General features: G+C 41.8%; 20 protein-coding genes. 9 read left to right on the top strand and 11 right to left on the bottom strand.

Annotated features, from left to right (window positions below; all coding sequences use genetic code 11):
• Positions 1-23: 23 nt before the first annotated feature.
• On the top strand, positions 24-227 hold the full coding sequence (locus Q4574_RS13860; protein WP_303474737.1) for a YheV family putative zinc ribbon protein: 204 nt from the start codon (positions 24-26) through the stop codon (positions 225-227).
• A gap of 99 nt (positions 228-326) precedes the next feature.
• On the opposite strand, the gene Q4574_RS13855 is transcribed toward Q4574_RS13860, so the two are convergent.
• Both Q4574_RS13855 and Q4574_RS13850 read right to left on the bottom strand, forming a co-directional pair.
• Positions 327-542, bottom strand: coding sequence for a SlyX family protein (locus tag Q4574_RS13855; protein WP_303474736.1), 216 nt, complete (start codon positions 540-542; stop codon positions 327-329).
• A 16-nt stretch (positions 543-558) separates the two neighbouring features.
• Entirely contained in the window at positions 559-1,569 is a 1,011-nt protein-coding gene (locus Q4574_RS13850) for a WD40 repeat domain-containing protein (RefSeq protein WP_303474735.1), read from the bottom strand.
• 287 nt (positions 1,570-1,856) lie between these two features.
• Here Q4574_RS13850 and Q4574_RS13845 point away from each other — a divergent pair, with 287 nt between their 5' ends.
• The 3 genes from Q4574_RS13845 to Q4574_RS13835 all read left to right on the top strand — a co-directional run bounded on the left by Q4574_RS13845 (position 1,857) and on the right by Q4574_RS13835 (position 6,075).
• On the top strand, positions 1,857-2,588 hold the full coding sequence (locus Q4574_RS13845) for an FKBP-type peptidyl-prolyl cis-trans isomerase (protein WP_303474734.1): 732 nt from the start codon (positions 1,857-1,859) through the stop codon (positions 2,586-2,588).
• Positions 2,589-3,133: 545 nt separating this feature from the next.
• Positions 3,134-3,607 (top strand): transcription elongation factor GreB, encoded by a 474-nt coding sequence (greB, locus tag Q4574_RS13840; protein ID WP_303474733.1) that lies wholly within the window; start codon positions 3,134-3,136, stop codon positions 3,605-3,607.
• Between the two features lie 119 nt (positions 3,608-3,726).
• Complete coding sequence (locus Q4574_RS13835; RefSeq protein WP_303474732.1) at positions 3,727-6,075, top strand: Tex family protein; 2,349 nt, start codon at positions 3,727-3,729, stop codon at positions 6,073-6,075.
• Positions 6,076-6,252: 177 nt separating this feature from the next.
• Here Q4574_RS13835 and Q4574_RS13830 read toward each other — a convergent pair whose 3' ends face one another.
• The 3 genes from Q4574_RS13830 to bioH are packed head-to-tail and all read right to left on the bottom strand — an operon-like array spanning position 6,253 to position 8,399.
• Positions 6,253-7,227 (bottom strand): putative metalloprotease CJM1_0395 family protein, encoded by a 975-nt coding sequence (locus tag Q4574_RS13830; protein WP_303474731.1) that lies wholly within the window; start codon positions 7,225-7,227, stop codon positions 6,253-6,255.
• Between the two features lie 17 nt (positions 7,228-7,244).
• Positions 7,245-7,565 carry a hypothetical protein gene (locus Q4574_RS13825; protein WP_303474730.1) on the bottom strand — a complete coding sequence of 107 codons (321 nt, stop codon included), beginning with the start codon at positions 7,563-7,565 and terminating at the stop codon, positions 7,245-7,247.
• A gap of 54 nt (positions 7,566-7,619) precedes the next feature.
• Entirely contained in the window at positions 7,620-8,399 is a 780-nt protein-coding gene (bioH, locus tag Q4574_RS13820; protein ID WP_303474729.1) for a pimeloyl-ACP methyl ester esterase BioH, read from the bottom strand.
• A gap of 26 nt (positions 8,400-8,425) precedes the next feature.
• Here bioH and Q4574_RS13815 point away from each other — a divergent pair, with 26 nt between their 5' ends.
• Positions 8,426-9,184, top strand: coding sequence for a ComF family protein (locus tag Q4574_RS13815; protein ID WP_303474728.1), 759 nt, complete (start codon positions 8,426-8,428; stop codon positions 9,182-9,184).
• 1 nt (position 9,185) lies between these two features.
• On the opposite strand, the gene Q4574_RS13810 is transcribed toward Q4574_RS13815, so the two are convergent.
• Entirely contained in the window at positions 9,186-11,741 is a 2,556-nt protein-coding gene (locus tag Q4574_RS13810; protein WP_303474727.1) for a M14 metallopeptidase family protein, read from the bottom strand.
• Positions 11,742-11,965: 224 nt separating this feature from the next.
• Here Q4574_RS13810 and nfuA point away from each other — a divergent pair, with 224 nt between their 5' ends.
• Both nfuA and Q4574_RS13800 read left to right on the top strand, forming a co-directional pair.
• Positions 11,966-12,544, top strand: coding sequence for a Fe-S biogenesis protein NfuA (gene nfuA / locus Q4574_RS13805; protein ID WP_303474726.1), 579 nt, complete (start codon positions 11,966-11,968; stop codon positions 12,542-12,544).
• A 31-nt stretch (positions 12,545-12,575) separates the two neighbouring features.
• Positions 12,576-12,854: a hypothetical protein gene (locus Q4574_RS13800; RefSeq protein WP_303474725.1), complete on the top strand. Its 279-nt coding sequence runs from the start codon at positions 12,576-12,578 to the stop codon at positions 12,852-12,854.
• On the opposite strand, the gene Q4574_RS13795 is transcribed toward Q4574_RS13800, so the two are convergent.
• Positions 12,799-14,145: an MATE family efflux transporter gene (locus Q4574_RS13795; RefSeq protein WP_303474724.1), complete on the bottom strand. Its 1,347-nt coding sequence runs from the start codon at positions 14,143-14,145 to the stop codon at positions 12,799-12,801. The genes Q4574_RS13800 and Q4574_RS13795 overlap by 56 nt on opposite strands.
• On the opposite strand from Q4574_RS13795, the gene Q4574_RS13790 reads away from it, so the two are divergent.
• Both Q4574_RS13790 and Q4574_RS13785 read left to right on the top strand, forming a co-directional pair.
• A complete protein-coding gene (locus tag Q4574_RS13790) occupies positions 14,145-15,230 on the top strand; it encodes a polysaccharide deacetylase family protein (protein ID WP_303474723.1) in 1,086 nt (361 codons plus the stop codon). The two genes, Q4574_RS13795 and Q4574_RS13790, sit on opposite strands and share 1 nt — an antisense overlap.
• 56 nt (positions 15,231-15,286) lie before the next feature.
• On the top strand, positions 15,287-15,754 hold the full coding sequence (locus Q4574_RS13785; protein ID WP_303474722.1) for a GNAT family N-acetyltransferase: 468 nt from the start codon (positions 15,287-15,289) through the stop codon (positions 15,752-15,754).
• On the opposite strand, the gene Q4574_RS13780 is transcribed toward Q4574_RS13785, so the two are convergent.
• Genes Q4574_RS13780 through cyoE form a run of 4 tightly spaced genes read right to left on the bottom strand, consistent with a single transcriptional unit; the run spans position 15,751 to position 18,924 of the window.
• Entirely contained in the window at positions 15,751-16,668 is a 918-nt protein-coding gene (locus Q4574_RS13780; protein WP_303474721.1) for a dienelactone hydrolase family protein, read from the bottom strand. The genes Q4574_RS13785 and Q4574_RS13780 overlap by 4 nt on opposite strands.
• 54 nt (positions 16,669-16,722) lie before the next feature.
• Positions 16,723-17,364 (bottom strand): N-acetyltransferase, encoded by a 642-nt coding sequence (locus Q4574_RS13775; protein WP_303474720.1) that lies wholly within the window; start codon positions 17,362-17,364, stop codon positions 16,723-16,725.
• Between the two features lie 10 nt (positions 17,365-17,374).
• Positions 17,375-18,013, bottom strand: a complete 639-nt coding sequence (locus Q4574_RS13770; RefSeq protein ID WP_303474719.1) for an SCO family protein — start codon at positions 18,011-18,013, stop codon at positions 17,375-17,377.
• On the bottom strand, positions 18,010-18,924 hold the full coding sequence (gene cyoE, locus Q4574_RS13765; RefSeq protein ID WP_303474718.1) for a heme o synthase: 915 nt from the start codon (positions 18,922-18,924) through the stop codon (positions 18,010-18,012). The genes Q4574_RS13770 and cyoE overlap by 4 nt, the downstream gene beginning before the upstream one ends.
• Between the last annotated feature and the right edge of the window lie 3 nt (positions 18,925-18,927).

The following is an 18,927-nucleotide window of genomic DNA, read 5'->3' as shown; positions in this document are numbered from 1 at the left end:
GCCTAATCAAGTAGCAAATATTAATGACTAACAAAACTAAAAAACGCTTCGTGGCCGGTGCCATATGCCCCAACTGCAAAGCACAAGATACCATAATGCTGTTTTTCGAGAATAATGTTGAAAAGCTAGCCTGTGTAAAATGTGATTACACTGAGTCACAAACAGAGCAACAAGTTGACTCCGCTAAACGACAAAATGAAAGTGTTATTGGCGTGTTTAAGCCCTAAAACAGGTTAGCGGAAGTCATCTTTTTCCATGGTTGTTGAAAAAACTAGAGTCAATAGTGTTCAACAACCGAAGAATACTCGAACCTTGAGTTAACAATGTTAATAGTGGGGTGGAGGAGCTTCTTCTGTGGAATCTGCAATATTTGAAGGCTCAATCTGTTTCATCCTCTCGGTCATATGCTTAAGCTGGAAGGCCATTTTGTCGATTTGAATCTGTTGGTCGGCCAATGCTCTGTTTAGTTGTTCAATAGTGTCTTCTTGAAACGCCAACTGCGTCTGCAGGTGCGCTATTTCATTGTGTAAATCGGTACTCATATTTGTACTCATATTCCTATTCGATTGCCCAATACTCGGCAAGTCCGCTGCTACTTTCAGATAATAACTGATTTTTTTGTTCGAAGCTCACCGCATAAACCACCGCACTTTGAGGTTGCGTGCCATCTTTGGGGGTGACACGCCATTCTTGAATCTCACTGCCCGTGGAAACTGACCAGAGATTCAGCGATCTTCCCGGCGAACCCGTGGCTAAATATTTACCATCTTCGGAAAAGGTAGCGGCACTAAAGATTTTTTGCCGTTGTATAAAAGATAACTGACTTATTTCTTGCCCAGTTTGCAGGTCCCATATTTTTGCGCCTCGTTTACTGTCTGCAGTAAACGCATAGCGGCCAGCATCATCTAACGCAACTTTTGTTACACGGCTGGAGTGAGTAAACCGATGGACAACCTGACCACTACGAGTATCCCATAGGTAAGCAACATAATCATTGCCACCGGTGAGCGCATAGAACCCATTGGGCGATATATCTACGCTATTGATTTTCTCTTGATGACCAAGAAACTCCAGTCGGCGCCCTGTAGTAGGCTCAAAAAACATTGCTTTGCCATTCCCACGGCCAACTAAAATGCCACGCCCATTATTACTTACAGCAATATCGCGAACACTGGCTTCATCTATTCGCCAGAACCCTTCAGGTTCCCCTGAGGATAAGTTCCAAAGTGCAAAAGCATCTCTATCTGCAGTTACCACATAGCTGCTATCGGCAGCTATGTGCACTATGCCAACAGTGTTGACAACATGACCTTCCCCTTCATGGCTCCATTTGAATTTTTCGGTTTGCGCGACTAAATCCCAAACTAAAACCCCCTGTTGGGCGGTGGAAACTACAGCAATTTTATTATCCACAGAAATATCTGCTGCATAGGCTCCCTCAATGGCATGACGCACCGATTTATCGGGCTCACTAATGGCACCACTGCATCCAGCAAGGATAAAGATTAGCGGGATGCAAGCTTTTCTAAGTAGATTTTGTAAAATCATTCGGTCGGCTGTTTTGTACATACTGTCTATTCAAATTTGTGTATTAGTTCAGTTCGTTTAGTATATACCCAAGTCACCTTAAAATGCGCGTTTGAGAACGATTGGTGAGTTAAATACCAAGCCGTAAACGAGTAAATTCACCTACTCGTTTACAGTTTGTTGCTAGCATGTTTAGACAGATAGATTTAAACTGCCCCGCAAATATATATGAGATTGTTGAGTCTAGGTCCCAACAATGAAAAGACGCATTTGAATGTTTGCTTAAATAAATAAGCAAATTGATTTTTTAGAAATTTTGGAGAAATTGAATGAAAAAGGCAGCTATTGCATTAGTCGTCGCATCTGTTTTCGGCATAACTGCTTGTCAACAAAAAGCCGATCCGTTAAAAGTTGAAGAAGTGAAGTTCACATCTGCTGAAGAAGAGCAAGCTTATGCGTTCGGCGCAAGTGTTGGCGGTTTTGTTGAACAACGTTTGGCCACCCAAGAAAGTATGGGCGTTGAACTAGACAGAGCACTAATTTTGAAAGGCTTTGCTGCTGCTATGCAAGCACAATCTCAATTGGAGCAAGGTGAAATTCAAAAATTGAATGCTGATATTGATAAAGCTATGCAAGCAGGTCAACTGGCATTAGCAGAAAAAAATATCGAGAAAGGAAAGCAGTGGCTAGCTGAAAATGCGAAAAAAGAAAACGTGACTGAAACAGAATCAGGACTTCAATACGAAGTCTTAATTTCTTCAGAAGGTGAAAGCCCTTCAGCTGAAGACACCGTAAAAGTTGATTACCGCGGTACCCTGTTAGACGGCACAGAATTCGATTCTTCATACAGCCGAGGCGAGCCGGCGACTTTCCCACTCAATCGCGTAATCGCAGGTTGGACTGAAGGTGTTCAATTAATGACAGTTGGTTCGAAATATAAATTTTATATTCCGTCAGAGCTTGCTTACGGCGAACGCGCTACAGGTAAAATCACGCCAAACTCAACACTAATTTTTGAAGTTGAACTTTTAGACATCTTAAATAAAGAAGCTGTTGAATAGATCGCTATTTTTTAAATAAGCAAGTCAATAAAAAGCCGGAAGTCAAAATGACTCCCGGCTTTATTTTTTATCAGCATTTTCCTTGCTGAACCTAATTCCACGATTTTTATTGGTCTTTCTAATCGACCTTAAGGCCCAAATTTAATTCGGGTTTAAATTTTAAATTGTACTACCTAATTGTAATGAAGGTGCAACACGATAAGTGTTCAACACCGACAGTTTTTACCGATAGGCCTCCTTTAAAAAGTCACCTTCGATTAATTTACGTTATATAATAAAACCCTGTAACATGCTCGGTAGGAAAGTCAGCTACAGCGTACGTTAAAACGACATTTTAGTTATCTACTTTAAGCTTCAGGACGTCGTTTAACTATCTTTAATATTAGCCTAAAATGTCGTTTTTGGCTGCTAAATATAATCGTTTTTTTGGAACATTTTTGACTAATAAAACATCAGTTATAATTTATAGTTAGGTTACTAAATAGCCGTCGACAACTAAGTCTTTGAATACAAAACAGTGTTTAACAAATAAAGAGGTTTTTCGATTGAGAACCCCGTTAATAACCCGCAAGGGATATCAAAAATTACAGAATGAACGCGACCACCTTTGGCGCGTTGATCGTCCCGAAACAACGAAAAAGGTCACTTGGGCCGCTAGTTTAGGCGACCGCAGTGAAAACGCAGACTATCAGTATAATAAGAAGCGTCTGCGTGAGATTGACAGACGCATTCGATATCTAACCAAGAGTCTCGAAAATTTAAAAGTTGTCGACTACTCCCCACAGCAAGAAGGCAAAGTGTTTTTCGGTGCTTGGGTGGAAATAGAAAACGACGACGAAAAAACCTTAAAACTGCAAATCGTCGGCTATGATGAAATATTCGACCGTAAAGATTGTATTTCCATCGACTCTCCCATGGCTCGCGCCTTATTAAAAAAGGAAGTTGATGAAGAAGCGACCGTACGAACCGAGGCTGGCGAGTTCAATTGGTTAATAAAAAGCATCGAATATGAAAAATAACCGCTATTAGGTGTTTTTTATCATCTGTCGCACTGGTAAAGTTGCGGCTGTTTATTTCTGGGCTCTTAGAAGCCCATTTTTAGTTTTTCAAGGCAAATATGCCTTATCAAGGGTCTTGTATGATCATCGAAAAAATTGCTAGCGAGCTTAACGTCGAGCAGAAACAAGTTAATGCGGCTGTTGAACTATTAGACGGCGGCGCCACAGTACCATTTATCGCGCGTTACAGAAAAGAAGCCACTTTTGGCTTAGATGATGCGCAATTAAGAACTTTAGAACAGCGCTTAGGCTACTTACGTGAAATGCAGGAGCGTAAAGTAGTGATTCTTAAATCCATTGATGAGCAGGGCAAACTCACCCCAGAGTTGAGTCATAAGATTCAGGCATCTGAGAATAAAACCGAATTGGAAGATCTATATTTACCCTTTAAGCCCAAACGACGCACCAAAGGACAAATCGCAATAGAGGCTGGTCTTGAGCCACTAGCAGACACGCTGTTTGCAAATCAACAATTAGATCCTCAGGAAGAAGGCGAAAAGTTTGTTAATCCAGAAGCAGGTGTTGCAGATGCAAAAGCTGCTCTAGACGGCGCTAAATATATTTTAATGGAACGTTTCTCTGAAGATGCGGCCTTATTGCAAAAAATTCGTCGTTATTTGCAGCAAAATGCTCATATCAGAAGTACCGTCGTCAACGGTAAAGAAAAAGAAGCAGCCAAATATTCAGATTATTTCGCCCACAGTGAAAAAATCAATAAAGTGCCCTCCCACCGCGCCTTGGCCATGTTTCGTGGGCGCAATGAAGGACTACTTCAAGTTAACCTTGATGCCGATCCACAACGAGAAGAAAACGATCGTAGTGCCTATTGTGAGACCATCATTCGCGACCATCTAGATTTACAATTTAGTGGGCAACCTGCTGATGCGTGGTTAACCACGGTAGTGCAGTGGACTTGGAAAGTAAAAATCCAACTGCATATGGAATCAGAACTGTTTGGAGCAATCAGAGAGCAAGCCGAAGAAGAAGCGATTGGCGTATTTGCTCGCAACTTAAATGACTTGCTAATGGCCGCTCCTGCAGGAGCAAAAGTTACCATGGGATTAGACCCTGGTTTAAGAACTGGCGTAAAAGTAGCAGTAGTAGACACCACCGGTAAAGTGGTTGCGACCAACACAATTTTCCCTCACGTACCACAAAATCAGTGGGACAAATCACTGCGCACATTAGCCAATTTGTGTAAGCAACACAAGGTTCAACTAATCAGCATTGGCAATGGCACAGGCTCGAGAGAAACAGACAAACTCGTGGCAGAGTTAATTAAATCTGCGCCTGAATTAAACCTGCGCAAAATTGTCGTCAGTGAAGCAGGTGCATCGGTATATTCTGCATCAGAACTAGCTTCTCAAGAGCTGCCAGGAATGGACGTATCTTTACGCGGGGCAGTGTCCATCGCTCGCAGATTACAAGATCCCCTTGCTGAGCTTGTAAAAATCGAACCTAAAGCCATTGGCGTTGGTCAATATCAGCACGATGTAAGCCAAAGTAACCTTGGCAAATCCCTAGAGCATGTTATTGAAGATTGTGTGAACGCGGTGGGTGTGGATGTAAATACTGCCTCACCTGCATTGTTATCCCATGTATCAGGGTTGAATCGCACGCTAGCGCAAAACATTGTTATGTTTCGCGATCAGCATGGAGCCTTTAACCAACGCAAAGATTTACTCAAAGTAGAAAGGTTAGGTCCAAAGGCTTATGAACAAGCTGCTGGTTTCTTACGCATCGTGAATGGTAGCAATCCACTTGATGCCTCAGCAGTCCACCCAGAAGCTTACCCTGTGGTTAATGACATCGTTGATAAAACCGCCTGTGCCGTCAACGATCTGATTGGCAATAAAGATATTTTAAAAACCTTATCTCCTGAAACCTATACCAATGATAACTTTGGTTTACCCACTGTAACCGATATTATCGCGGAATTAGAAAAACCTGGACGGGACCCTCGACCAGAGTTTAAAACCGCGGCTTTCAAAGAAGGCGTCGAAAAAATATCTGATTTGAAAGAAGGCATGATTCTAGAGGGTGTGGTTAGTAATGTAGCCAACTTTGGGGCCTTTGTGGATGTGGGAGTTCATCAAGACGGTTTGGTGCATATTTCTGCAATGACCAATAAGTTTATTTCTGACCCCAGAGAAGTCGTAAAAGCCGGTGACATAGTCAAAGTTAAAGTCATTGAAGTGGATGAACAGCGCAAACGAATCGCATTTACTATGAAATTAGATGACAACTCGGCTAAGCCTCACAGACCGAGAGAAAATTCATCAAGAACTGACAACAGAAGTAGCAATAAAAGTCCTCGTCCGGCTAAAAGTCAAGGCCGAGATAATACCCGCAAGCAATCATCTGCACCAGGCAATGCGGCTATGGGGAATGCATTTGCAGATGCATTTGCAAAAGCAAAACAGAAGTAAAAACGACCATCCTCATTGGGAAGTTGTCAATATCCCCACGGGCAAGGTTATGCTTGTTTGTGAGGATGTTGGCACCAAAGCCGACTAACAGCTAATAGTGAATCATTAACAATCAATAAGGTTGATTGCTAAATTTAAAGGGATAAAACAAAAGTAACCACTTACTTCAAGTGGACTTTAGGCACTGAGTTGTAATTGTGAAGAGCGAGGTTCAGATACTTTTTGATAGAAATTTTCAATCACGGATACTCGCTGTAAGATTCCGCCATCACGATTTTCAAGGCGCTCGCGGTTTTGCTCAAGACTGGCAATATCCGCACCTCGATCTAACGAGCGAGTCGGAGGCTCGGCAGCAAACCCGTCGACAATTTCATCTAAATCGGGAACATTGGCGGTAAGGGGCGATTCCGTTGACTCTTCAACAGATGAGCTATACGAATCACTAAATTGTTGCTCGATATTATTAGTAATAGCTTGTTTAGCACTTTCCGCTTTTTCCTTAGCGATATCAGAACGCGCTTCTGTTGCTATTTTAGTGGCTTCACTTGCAACCCGTAAATCTTGTGATGAAGGATCTGCTGGCGCAAGAGCTGCAGCCCTTACCTGCTGCATTTTACGAATAGTTTCTTCAGGAGTTTCCTCCTCCGAAATGTCGATAGACACTTCGCCACTAACAGCATATTGATTACCATCAGGCCCGTTTTCATATTCATAAGTGGGCGACGCAGCGTACTGACCGCCTACGGCAGCATGGGCTTGTTCATGTGACCGAACTTCGGCATCACGCTCTTTTAATTCCTCAATTTCTTGCTGATCGGCTAGTTGTTGCTGCTGCTGTTTACTTTCCGCGTCTTCTTTGCCAGCACTAGGATCTTCAGCATTATCTTTATCTGCTAAATTTTCTTGTGTCGCACCGCTTTGAGTTTGACTGTTCTGTTGAGCTTGAGGTCGCTCATAGGTCACCTGAACTTGTTGACTAGGGGTTTTTACACGATCTGACTCCGAGCCTAAGCCACTCTCAGCTGCAGAATTTTCAGCATTGCTGGTCTGTGGGATCGTTTCCCGCTGTTGATTATCCCTACGAGCAGCGTCAGTGCTGACATTATTCGTTGGAAATAATATGGCGGTTGGGGTGGGAGTGACAATATTCATGCTAAAAGCTCGATATCCTAAGCCAGCTCATCAATGATACGACCGACAGTATCATTAGCCACTTCCAATACTTTGCCAGATGCTAACGCATTACGACTGTTAATTTGCAAAGAAAGTAAATTATCAGTTAAAGAATCACCGCCACTAGGTAGTAGCTGACTAACCTGACCTAACTGTTGGGTTGCAGCATTGGCTAATAGATCTTGAGTCGTCTGACCCTGACTATTATTCTGCGCAATCGATATCGAGGCTTCTGTAATGCCCTGCTGCGCACGATTCAACCCAAGCGTTCCAGATATGATCGCTGAATTTACATTATTTGTTACATCAAATGCCATAGATAACCCCCATTACCTGTGCAAATTATAGCCTATTTAGATTAAATTGGAAACTTAGGGAGTGATGTTTAAACACTTGTATAAAATCTGCATAAATTCCTCTGGATGGGAAATGAAAGGGGCATGGGAAGCGTGGGCAAAAACATGCGACAAATTAGAGGGTTGAATACTCTCGATTAACGGGATCACTTTTGCTGGAACTAAACTATCTAAGCGACCATACAAGCGAAACGTAGGGCAGTTTATTGCACTTAATTGCGAGCGCAAATCGGCATTAGCCAAAATATTCAGTCCGGCCCTCAATGCGATATCGTCTGGAATGGGGTAATGCTGGATGTGAGATTTGATTAACTTAATGTCTTGTTTAGCAGACTCGCTACCGATGGCTTGAATTGCCATAAAACGATCCAGAGTTTTACTGAAGTCTTTTTCCAGTTGTTGAGTAAATACTTGTAAAACATTCGCTTTTATTCCTGGCCAGTCTTCAGATTCCGAAAACTTAGGAGAGCTTGCGACTAACACCAAGCTTTCAACCTTATCAGGATGACTAATGGCAAGTTGTTGGGCAACTAACCCACCAAGCGACCAACCTAGAAAACTAGACTTGTCGGGAATACAGTCTGCAACCATACTGCTAATAGAATCTAAGTCGTAATGTGCGGGCAAGACATCAGCATTGCGTCCAAAACCTGGCAAATCTAACAATGTTATCCGAAAGGACTGTTCCAAAATATGACTAATAGGTTCCCAAACACCGCTATTGAGCCCCCAACCATGTAAAAGCACCAAATTAGGACCTTGTCCTCGTGTTTCAAAAAATAAGGGATTACTCATTGGATTCTCATTATATAAGGTATGTTATGGGACTAGATTTTTTTCAAATTGCATCTATCAATATTAGCAAAGGCCGTAATTTTAGTAAAAAACTCGCAACTTGGTTGGAACTAAACCAGCATTGCCTTTTGTGCCACCAATCTAGTGGTTATTTAATTTGCAGCTACTGCGAGGGGGATATCAGCTACTTTGATCATCAAAAATACGACAATAATTTGCTCAACAATGTAGCTGTATATCTGGGATTAAGTGCAATAAATTTTGACAGTTTAACGGCACTTGCCGAATACCAATGGCCACTGTCACAGTTGATCACTCGACTAAAATTTAATAGCAAAAGCATCCACGCTAGGGGTTTAGCACAATTGTTTTGTAGTCACGCGCTTGCCACAAAAACACAATTGCCACAGGCCATTATCCCAATTCCGCTGCACAGTTCAAGATTAGCCCAACGCAAGTATAATCAAGCCGCTATTATCGCATTGAAAATAGCCAAAGAAGCGGATATTTTGTGTTTAACCGATACCCTATCGCGAACCAAAAATACCTCGGCACAAACCGAATTAACTGCCCATCAACGACAACTCAACACCCAAGGTGCGTTTGCAATAAACTCGCCTTTACCGCAACCTTTAACTCATATTGCATTGTTTGACGATGTCGTGACGACTGGAGCAACCATGAGTTCAGCCGCCGAGGTGTTGCGTAGGGAGTATCCCGAAATGCAAATTGACGCTTGGACAATTTGCATTACACCGAAAAAAAATCAAACTAACTCAGCTTAAATTAGTCGATAAATTGAGACATAAATATGGCGTTACCCATTAGCCTGCTGGTTCCGTACCAAACACCGCGGAAGTTAGGGTTGTTTACAAAGCCAATCACACGGCCCTTACCAAATCGGTGAGCCACTATGGCTGCAGAGTCAGAGATAAGATCTTGCATCTCATCGGAGGCAAAACCGGCCATTAGCGGCTTTTCAACATACTTGGCTGGAGTAATAAATGGTTGTTCTGGCATCAATAGCACTTCTGTGGTGTTGCGAAACACCGGTAACAAAGAACGGTTATATCCGAATCCTAATGGATGACTGATATCTAATCTAGTTTCAAACACCGCTCCAGCAATGCGTTGCTTAGCTGCAAACGCCTCTCGATCAGCAAAACTGAGATTTTTGGCATTAAATGCGTCCTGAATTTCAGACCTTTTCATAAAGGTGGCTTTTAACCAGCCATTATCACTTAAAAATTTGGTACCACTTTGCTGACCAATTAATACACCGCCATTATCAACCCATTCAGCCACTTTTTCGATAACGACTTCGGACAGATTTTTGTATCTTCCACTGACCCAAATCATATGGGTATAGGCTGATAAATCGACCCCAGATAAGCGATCCATGTCAACCATTGACACTGGCATGCCAACCCTAGTATCTAAGTAATGCCAAGTTTCACCGGCTTCGTATTGATTGACTCCTAAGCCACCAACTATCATCACTTTAGGGAGCGTTATGGGAGCCATTTTAGCGCTGCCTAAATCAATACCTTGTCCAGTTAGTCCGCTTTCAATCGACCAAACCGGGATATTCATTTCGGTGGATAAGGATTGAATTTTCGAAAACATATCATCAGGTTGATCTAGCCCAACAGGAATGACTATAGAGCCCGATGAAAAACTAATAGTGCCACTGCTAGTTTTCGCTGAAAACGCGGTTTCAGCAGCTCTTACTTGAATACCACTTTGTAATAATCGTTGCAGCAATTTAGGTGCTTTGAAGTCTTCCCAACTAAAGCCATACGCATAAGCTTCAGGATTTAACTTGGGTAACTTCGCCACTTTCAATTCTGCTTGCTTGTCAGAATATGAGATTTTACGGAAATCTCCTTTGTCTACTTCTGTGTATTGCAAATTAAATGCTAATGGCAAGTTCCAATTAGAAACATCGTAAAAGGTATTGTCGTCAAACCGTTTGCGAGTCGAAAATATCGACTTCACTAAACGATACCGAGACTGGTTAGTAGGAACAAAAATGCTATCTACTGAATTGTATGTAACATCATCTATTTTAACGTTCTTATTTAACGAATAATGCTCAATTTTATGTTGCTGTAGAATTTTCTTTAACTCATTGAATCGACTTTTATCATGACTTTCACTAAGCAAATAGCCTTTTACTCGATCATCTTTTATCAGCTCATTAGTGTGTTGATTAAAATTAGATTGATAGTCAACAAGGGCTTGTTTGTTTGCCAGCGCACCTTTGAAGGTTGATAAAGAAGTAGTGACTTGATTTTGAATCGTTTCAGAGAAGGTTAGCTGTCCATTATCGGTGTCTCGCAAATGGCCACGACTACTGGCTTGTTCAAACAATATGCCAATGGTGCCTAAACCATCAGGATAAGTAGAGCCTTTACCATAGTAGAAGTCGTCATAAGCCTCCTGAGTAAAGTACAGCTGTTTAGTATCATCCAAGGCGGCAGCGTGAAAGTTCGCAAGAGCCTCTGTGAGTTGCACATTTTGCTCTGGTGTCCAGGGGTTTTTGCGTGATGAAATACCTGGCTGAAAAAAGAACGTACTGTTGGAGCCCATTTCATGAAAGTCGGTTAATACATGGGGACGCCACTGCTGAAACTGCTTAATGCGAGCTCGAGACTCAGGATGAGTTAATAGTAACCAATCACGGTTCAGGTCAAACCAATAGTGATTTACCCTGCCTCTAGGCCAACGTTGATTTAATTCTCTACTATTAGGATCTGCAACCAAGTTTTGACTTTTATGCATATTCGCCCAATGTGCAAAGCGTGCTAAACCGTCTGGATTAAGGGCTGGATCCAACAATACAATGTTGTTTTCCAATAGTTTATCTACTTCAGGCCCTTGCGCTGCGGCTAAATAATAAGCCACGAGTAAGGACGCATTTGCCCCTGAAGATTCGTCACCATGAACACTGTAGCCCATCCACAATATCAAGGGATCAGTGTCATTTGACTTGGCCCCTTGTTCAATAACCTGCAAGTGACGTTTCTGAATGCTTTTAATGTTTTTTTGGTTATCAGCAGAGGTGATTGTCATCAACAGAAGACGACGATTCTCGTAGGTTCTGCCGGTTTCAGTTAAGCTAACTCTATCCGAGGATTCCGCCAATATTTCCATATAACGAACGATTTGATCATGGCGAGCATGCCATGTCCCCACGGGAGAACCTAGTACTTCTTCAGGCTTCGGAATACTTGTGTCATAGCTCACTGTTTTAGGAAGGTAATCTAAGTCAGATAAGGCGGAAGCAGAAAAGGATAAACATAAAAAAAGTACGGTGGCGCATAAACGCTTTAAATTCATATAAAACTCTTTAAAGTAGATTTTAATTATTATTTTGACTAACGCTTAAGGACTAAAGCCATCTGGCCTTCAACGACTGGGGCAGTTCCTTTTTATTTTGTGTATATTATGCATCAATTCTTTGTTAGTTAAAAATTTCATATACAGAATCACATTACTTGAGTGTTTTACTCAAGTATTTCTGCTAAACTAGCGCTCTAATTTGAAAAGATCAGGAATGATTGATGATTAATATTTCTGAAAGTGCCCAAGCGCACTTTACTAAATTGCTTGAAAAACAAGAGCCCGGCTCAAACATTCGTGTCTTTGTGGTTAATCCTGGTACACCAAGTGCTGAGTGTGGCGTGTCTTATTGTCCACCAGATGCCGTCGAAAAAACCGATGTCTTACTCACATTTAATGGTTTTGACGCTGTTGTCGACCAAGAAAGTGCCCCCTTTTTAGAAGAAGCGGAGATTGACTTCGTTACCGACCAAATGGGTTCACAACTTACCTTGAAAGCGCCAAATGCTAAAGCCCGCAAAGTAGACAGTGATGCGCCACTCGCGGAACGCATTAGTTACATGATTGAAGCGGAGATAAACCCACAACTAGCCAGTCATGGCGGCAAAGTCATGTTAATGGAAATCACTGACAATGGTGAGGCAATATTACAATTTGGCGGTGGGTGTAATGGTTGTTCAATGGTGGATGTAACCTTAAAAGATGGTATTGAAAAACAAATGTTAGAAGCCTTTGCTGGTGAAATAACGGCTGTTAAAGATGCCACTGAGCATACCGCTGGTGAGCACTCTTATTATTAACCTGAACACGTCCTATTTTTAACATTCGATCATGTTTAAAAACTGGCTGTATAAAATGGGGAGCAATCCCCATAAAAGTTGGGCCGATTTTAAAATCGGCCTCGCTATTTTTATGGCTGGGGTGATATCCATTTTTGCAGGTTTAAAGCTATCGATTTGGTTGCAAATTCCGGGAGTTTTAATGTTAGCCTTAGGGTTATTTTTCGCTGCAAAAGGGTATTTAGGTATATTTGCAAATCGATTTTCACAAACCCTTAATCGGTTTGAACAGGCCAGCGGTAAAGCCAAAGGAAATACCCCGAAAGACTGATCCCTCTGGCCCCAAGAAATGCTAACAAGGCTATCCACAAGGCTAAATTACCCATATCTTGGCAAAACCACCAAACCGGAAAATACACCAACACCGCACTTATCAACATACTATCGCGCATCGCATTAGCCCGTGTTAAGCCTACAAAAACACCATCCATTAGAAAACACCAATGTGCCACTATGGGTAGTAACCAGATAATAGGTAAAAACTCAGCAGCAGCCTCTTGCAAGGTCGGTAAATCTGTCAACAAAGCGATGATATTGTTACCCCAAAGCACAAAAACTAAGGTATAGACCACAGCAAAAGCGCTGGACCAAATAAGTCCTAACGCAACATTTGCTTTTAATGAGCGCTGATTAGATGCCCCCTTGGCCTCTCCGACTCTGGCTTCAACTGCAAATGCAACCGCATCTAAACCCAACGCAATAAGCACAAAAAACTGCATTAATAAGGCATTTATTGCCGCTGCTTGTACCCCTAAACGGATACCTTGAAAGGTCATGAATACCAAACAGGCTTGCAACGCTAAATTGCGGATCAACATGGCGCTATTTAAGCGAGTTAAGATGGCCAAGCTTTCAACCTTGAGCCATTCTCGTTGCGGTAAAATACCTTGTCCTTTAAAGACAAAGAACAATCCCACTAAGGTAATGCAATATTCAGCGATAACTGTGGCAGCAGCCACACCGGCAACCTGCCAGTCAAAAACAAACACAAAGAGTAGATTCAGAACTATATTCAACAAGTTGGCAAAAACTTGGCTGTACATCACTAATTTATTTCGTTGTTGACCGAGTAACCAACCAATGAGAGCCAAATTAGCCAAGGCTGCAGGAGCTCCCCACACACGAACATTAAAGTATTCGACAATCACTTGAGAAACCAATTCATTTGCTTCTGAAAAGTGTAGTCCCACAGCCAAAATAGGCTGCTGAAATAACAACAGTAAAACTGCAATTATGCCCGCACTAAACATACTCTGATAAAATACCTTAAAGCTCGCTTGAGTCGACTTTTGTCCTTTTGCTTGGGCACTTAGCCCTGTAGCAGACATGCGAATAAACCCGCAAATCCAGTAAATTTGAGTTAGTATTAAAGTGGCAACTGACGCACCGGCTAAAATATGGCTACCTTCCATGTGCCCGAGTACGGCAATATCAACAAATCCCATTAAAGGCGCAGTAATATTTGCCAATAACATTGGAAAAATTAACGCAATCATTTCTAGATGGGCGTTTTTTTGCCAGAATAAGGGTTTTGATGCGGTTGAAGTAGGAAGCTCAGGCAATGATGAAATCCAAAATGAGTGACACAAGTAAAGTTAAGTATTATTCCATTTTTTTAATGCTTGGCGGCTTTTTATTTCTAGTCGTTAGCAAAATAGCTTATGCAAATCCTCAGCATGGTGTGGTATTGCTATATCACCATGTGAGTGAGGATACGCCAGCAAGTACTTCTATTAGTCCCGACAAGTTTGAAGAACATATGGCGTACTTGAAACAAAATCATAAGGTTGTTCCATTACAAAGATTAATCGAGAATATTCAAAACAATCAACCTTTACCTGAAAACAGTGTTGCTATCACCTTCGATGACGGCTATCGAAACATAGCTGAAAATGCGCATCCAATTCTACTCAAATATGATTTCCCATACACTATCTTTATTAGTCCTGATTTAATTGGCAAACAAAAACATCAACTCAATTGGTCTGAAATAACAGAACTCAGTCAACAAGGAGTCACTTTCGCTAACCACACGAGTATTCACAAACATTTGCTTTTGGATAATGATCAGGAGGGGTGGTTGGCTAATACCATTGAAGACATCGAACATGCTGAGCAAAGTATTAAGCAGCATACTAGCTTCAACTTAAAGTACCTTGCCTATCCTTATGGCGAATACAATCAAGCCCTTAGTCAAGCGCTACTGGAGAGAGGTTTCATAGGGTTCGGGCAACAATCTGGAGCTATCTCTAAAAATAGTGATTTCGGCGCATTACCACGTTTCCCCGCTGCGGGCATATACGCCAACCTAAACACCCTAAAAGTAAAAATGAACACCTTAGACATGCCGATAATCAGCAAAAGTATAGCAGAGCCACAACTAAGCCTTACCGAACGAACACCGTCTCAAACCATTAAGGTTGAATTAGATGACATACATAAAAATCAACTATCGTGTTTTTTCGCCGGACAACCAATCGATTTGAGTTGGGAAGATAATGCTTTTACTTATCACATTCAAACTAAACTCCCCAAGGGACGTTCAAGAATAAATTGCACGGCGCCGAGTATCGCATATGCGGGTAAGTACTACTGGTTTTCGCAACCTTGGTTTGTACCTGATGAAAACGGCAACTGGCTGGATTAAAAGCGCTTTTCATTTAATAAAGATAAAGTAATGGAGATGGTGAAAGGAAACTGTTTATGAAAATAACCAAAGAGCAGCCAATTTCTGAGCAAGTCATTGCGCTTTTAAAAGCCCATCATCAAGAAATGTTCGAACATTCCCCACCAGAGAGTGTGCACGCAATAGATGAGTCTAAATTTAATGCAGACGACATCACTTTCTGGGGGTTATGGCAAAAAGATAAATTGGTGGGATGTGGCGCCCTTAAAGCGCTTTCAGATAAACATGGTGAGATAAAGTCTATGCGCACCTCGAACCAGTTTCTGCGTCAAGGGGTGGCAGCCAAGATGCTTGCTCACCTAATCAGCGAGGCGAAACAACGGGGCTATCATCGCCTTAGTTTAGAAACGGGAAGCATGGCGTTTTTTGCGCCAGCTAGAGCCTTATATGCGAAACATGGGTTTATACAATGTCCACCTTTTGCAGACTATGAGGAAGACCCCCATAGCGTTTGCATGACCTTAGATATTCCCAGTAACGACTAAAATATCGGTTTACTGGTATTTGCGTTTTGCGCCAGATGGGTTGCAAAAAAACTTAGTGTGCGTTGCCAAGCCAGTTCCGCCGCAGATTGATCATAACGACTGGTAGAATCATTATGAAACCCATGGTTCACATCTTGGTAAGTATGGGCAACATAATTTGCGTTATTTGATTCTAAAACCTTTTTATATTCTGGCCAGGTGGCATTTACGCGCTTATCTAACCCCGCAAAATGCAGTAACAGTGGCCCTTTTACATTATTAACAACATCCTCTTTTCCAGGCGTTCCATAAAATGGCACAGCAGCGTTAATCACCTTGGGTAGGGTGGCAGCCAGCATATTACTGATATAGCCACCAAAACAAAATCCGACAACGCCCAGCTTTCCGTTGCCTTTTTCATGGGATTTAAGCATTAAGGCGGCAGCTTTAAAGTCTTCCTCGATTTTGACTCTGTCCATTGAACGTTGCATTTTACGCCCATCATCATCGTTACCTGGATAGCCACCTAAGGGGAACAACGCATCTGGTGCAAAGGCGATATAACCTGCTTTAGCGAGGCGACGAGCCACATCTTTAATGTAGGGATTAAGGCCACGATTTTCATGCACCACCAGTACAGCGCCAAGATTCTCGTTCTGTGCTTTAGGAAGCACTAAATATCCACGTCCTTTGCCATGGCCTTTGGGAGAGTCGAATTCTAAGTAAGATGCTGTTATCTCGGGATCATTAAACGAAACTTGCTCCGCTTTAGCATAATTAGGGGTCAAGGAAGCCGCAATTGTAGAGATTGCCAAGCCGCTGATGGCTAAACTAGATAGTCGCGTGATAAAGGTACGTCTGTCTATATCACCATGGGCGTATTCGTCATACCAATCAAAGGCTTGCTGGGGAATTTTAACCGTTTTATCACTCATCACATCGACCTCTTTTGTTGGTTGTTTAAAAAATTGAATAAAGCTTCTGTAACCTTACACTAAACTTTTTTGCATGTGAATGTGGGGTAAGAAACCCATTTTTTTCGCTTCTTTGCTTGGTTGAGATTTAGATTTTTCCATAAAGCCAAATTTAATATAAGCCTGAATTGCAATATCATTGTCTTCCATCACATCTAATACAAGGGTTGATTTGCCTAAGTTTATAGCCACTTCTTGGCAGTAATTTAGCAAATTAGTCGCCACTCTCTCCCTGCGCTTTGAGGGTTCAACAGCCAAATGACCAATACTTAACTCATTGCTGGATGGTGCTCTTACCAAAGTCGATAAACCTTCACTGTTTTTTAGGATAGAAGCGGTTTCTGCAACACCAAAATGGGTCATTAAACTGGCTAAAGTCTGTTGTTTAAACAAATCGCTCATTGGTGCTTGCCAGTAACTGACGCAGCCACATATAACATCCTGTTTAAATGCCACTATTTGATTTAGGTAACCAAATTGCCCATCGGGAATTTGTAGAGCTGTTTCTAGAAAATCTAAACAGATTTTTTGTTTTTGTTGCAGGGTTAAAGCCGTTTGATGACTAGTGAGTAAGCTTATTAAGTTGTCCGAACCAGACAAAAATAGCAACTGCGCCAGAGAGCGATAGTCACTTTGTTTTGCGCGGGTAATGAACATCTTATTGGAATTACATTGAAACGACGATAGGCATATCTTCGACTATTTGTGAGCCTTCACTCACAGGTATGGAGCCAGGTTCAAGTGTTGGTTTGAAACGCCCAACTACCTCGCCTTTTGGGTTAATCAAGGTGATGGAGGCACTGTGATCCACCAAATAATTGGGATCATCCGTGTTATCGCTCATGGCGTACATCATGCCCATTGATCTAACCAATGGAAACAACTGTTTATGTTCGCCAGAAGTGGCCCAAAAATCAGAATTAAAAAAGTTTATATATTCTTTTAAACGCGCTGCGGTATCCCGTTTTGGATCAACAGATAAGAACCAAATCTTGATTGGGTAATCACTATTAATCGCCTGCAACTGAGGATAAATACCTTTGAGCTCAGCTAAAGTAGTAGGGCAAATATCAGGACAAAATGTATAACCAACGAAAGCTAACGTCCAATAACCTTCAAGCTGTTGATTGCTAAATAGGTCATCATTTTGATCATAAAGCTCAAACTCTGGTAACGCCCGTGCTGCCGGGTACTTTTGCAGATACTTAACCTCAGCAACATCAGGTGGCGCAATTACTATCGAAAAATACAAGCCTGCTATTAAAGCAACAATAGCGACTATGCCAATTAATAAATTTTGTTTCATAGGGTGAATTTTAAATAATGGTCAACGAGTAATACAACAAAGAGTACCATCAAGTGCACGATTGAAAAACCAAAGGTTTTCATCGCTGTGTTTTCGTTAGCTGCATATTTTAATTTCCACGCGTAATACATAAAGCCAACATTCAATAAACCTGAACCTAATAAATAGATAACCCCAGACATTCCGGTTAAATAGGGCAACAAACACACAATAGTAAGTAATAAGGTATAAAGTAAAACTGAGGTTTTGGTAAATTCCACTCCATGAGTCACAGGTAACATGGGAATTTCAGCTTTCGCATAATCTTTCACTCGATGAATAGCTAACGCCCAGAAATGAGGAGGGGTCCAAGTAAAAACTATAAGCACCAAAAGCAATGCATGGGAATGAATTTCACCAGTAACCGCCGTCCACCCTAGCAAAGGAGGAGCGGCTCCGGCTAAACCGCCAATGACGATATTTTGCGGAGTAGCTCGCTTCAAAAACATGGTGTAAACACCAGCATATCCAACTAAGCTGGCCAAAGTTAATAGTGCAGTTAGGCGGTTAACCCAAAGTTCCAGACATATATAACCTGCAACTCCCAACACAAAAGCAAAGATAGTGGCGCGCAATGGACTTATTTTGCCTTTCGTCACCGGACGATTAAAGGTCCTGGCCATTTTGCTATCGATATTCCGATCGACCACATGATTAATCACCGCCGCAGAAGACGACAATAAACCAATGCCCCCTAAGCCAGCAATTAATACCTGCCAACTCACCCATGTCTCAGTGGCTAGGCACATTCCAACTAACGCGGTCAGTAACAACAGCATCACTACTTTGGGTTTAGTTAATTCATAGTAGTCACGCCAATTAGCGACTTGCGAAGATGATTTTGCATAGTTTGCTTGCAGCGTTTTATTCACGTT

This window comes from Aliiglaciecola sp. 3_MG-2023 (assembly GCF_030548205.1).
GTDB lineage: Bacteria > Pseudomonadota > Gammaproteobacteria > Enterobacterales > Alteromonadaceae > Aliiglaciecola.
This window is presented reverse-complemented; position numbering and strand designations above follow the sequence as displayed.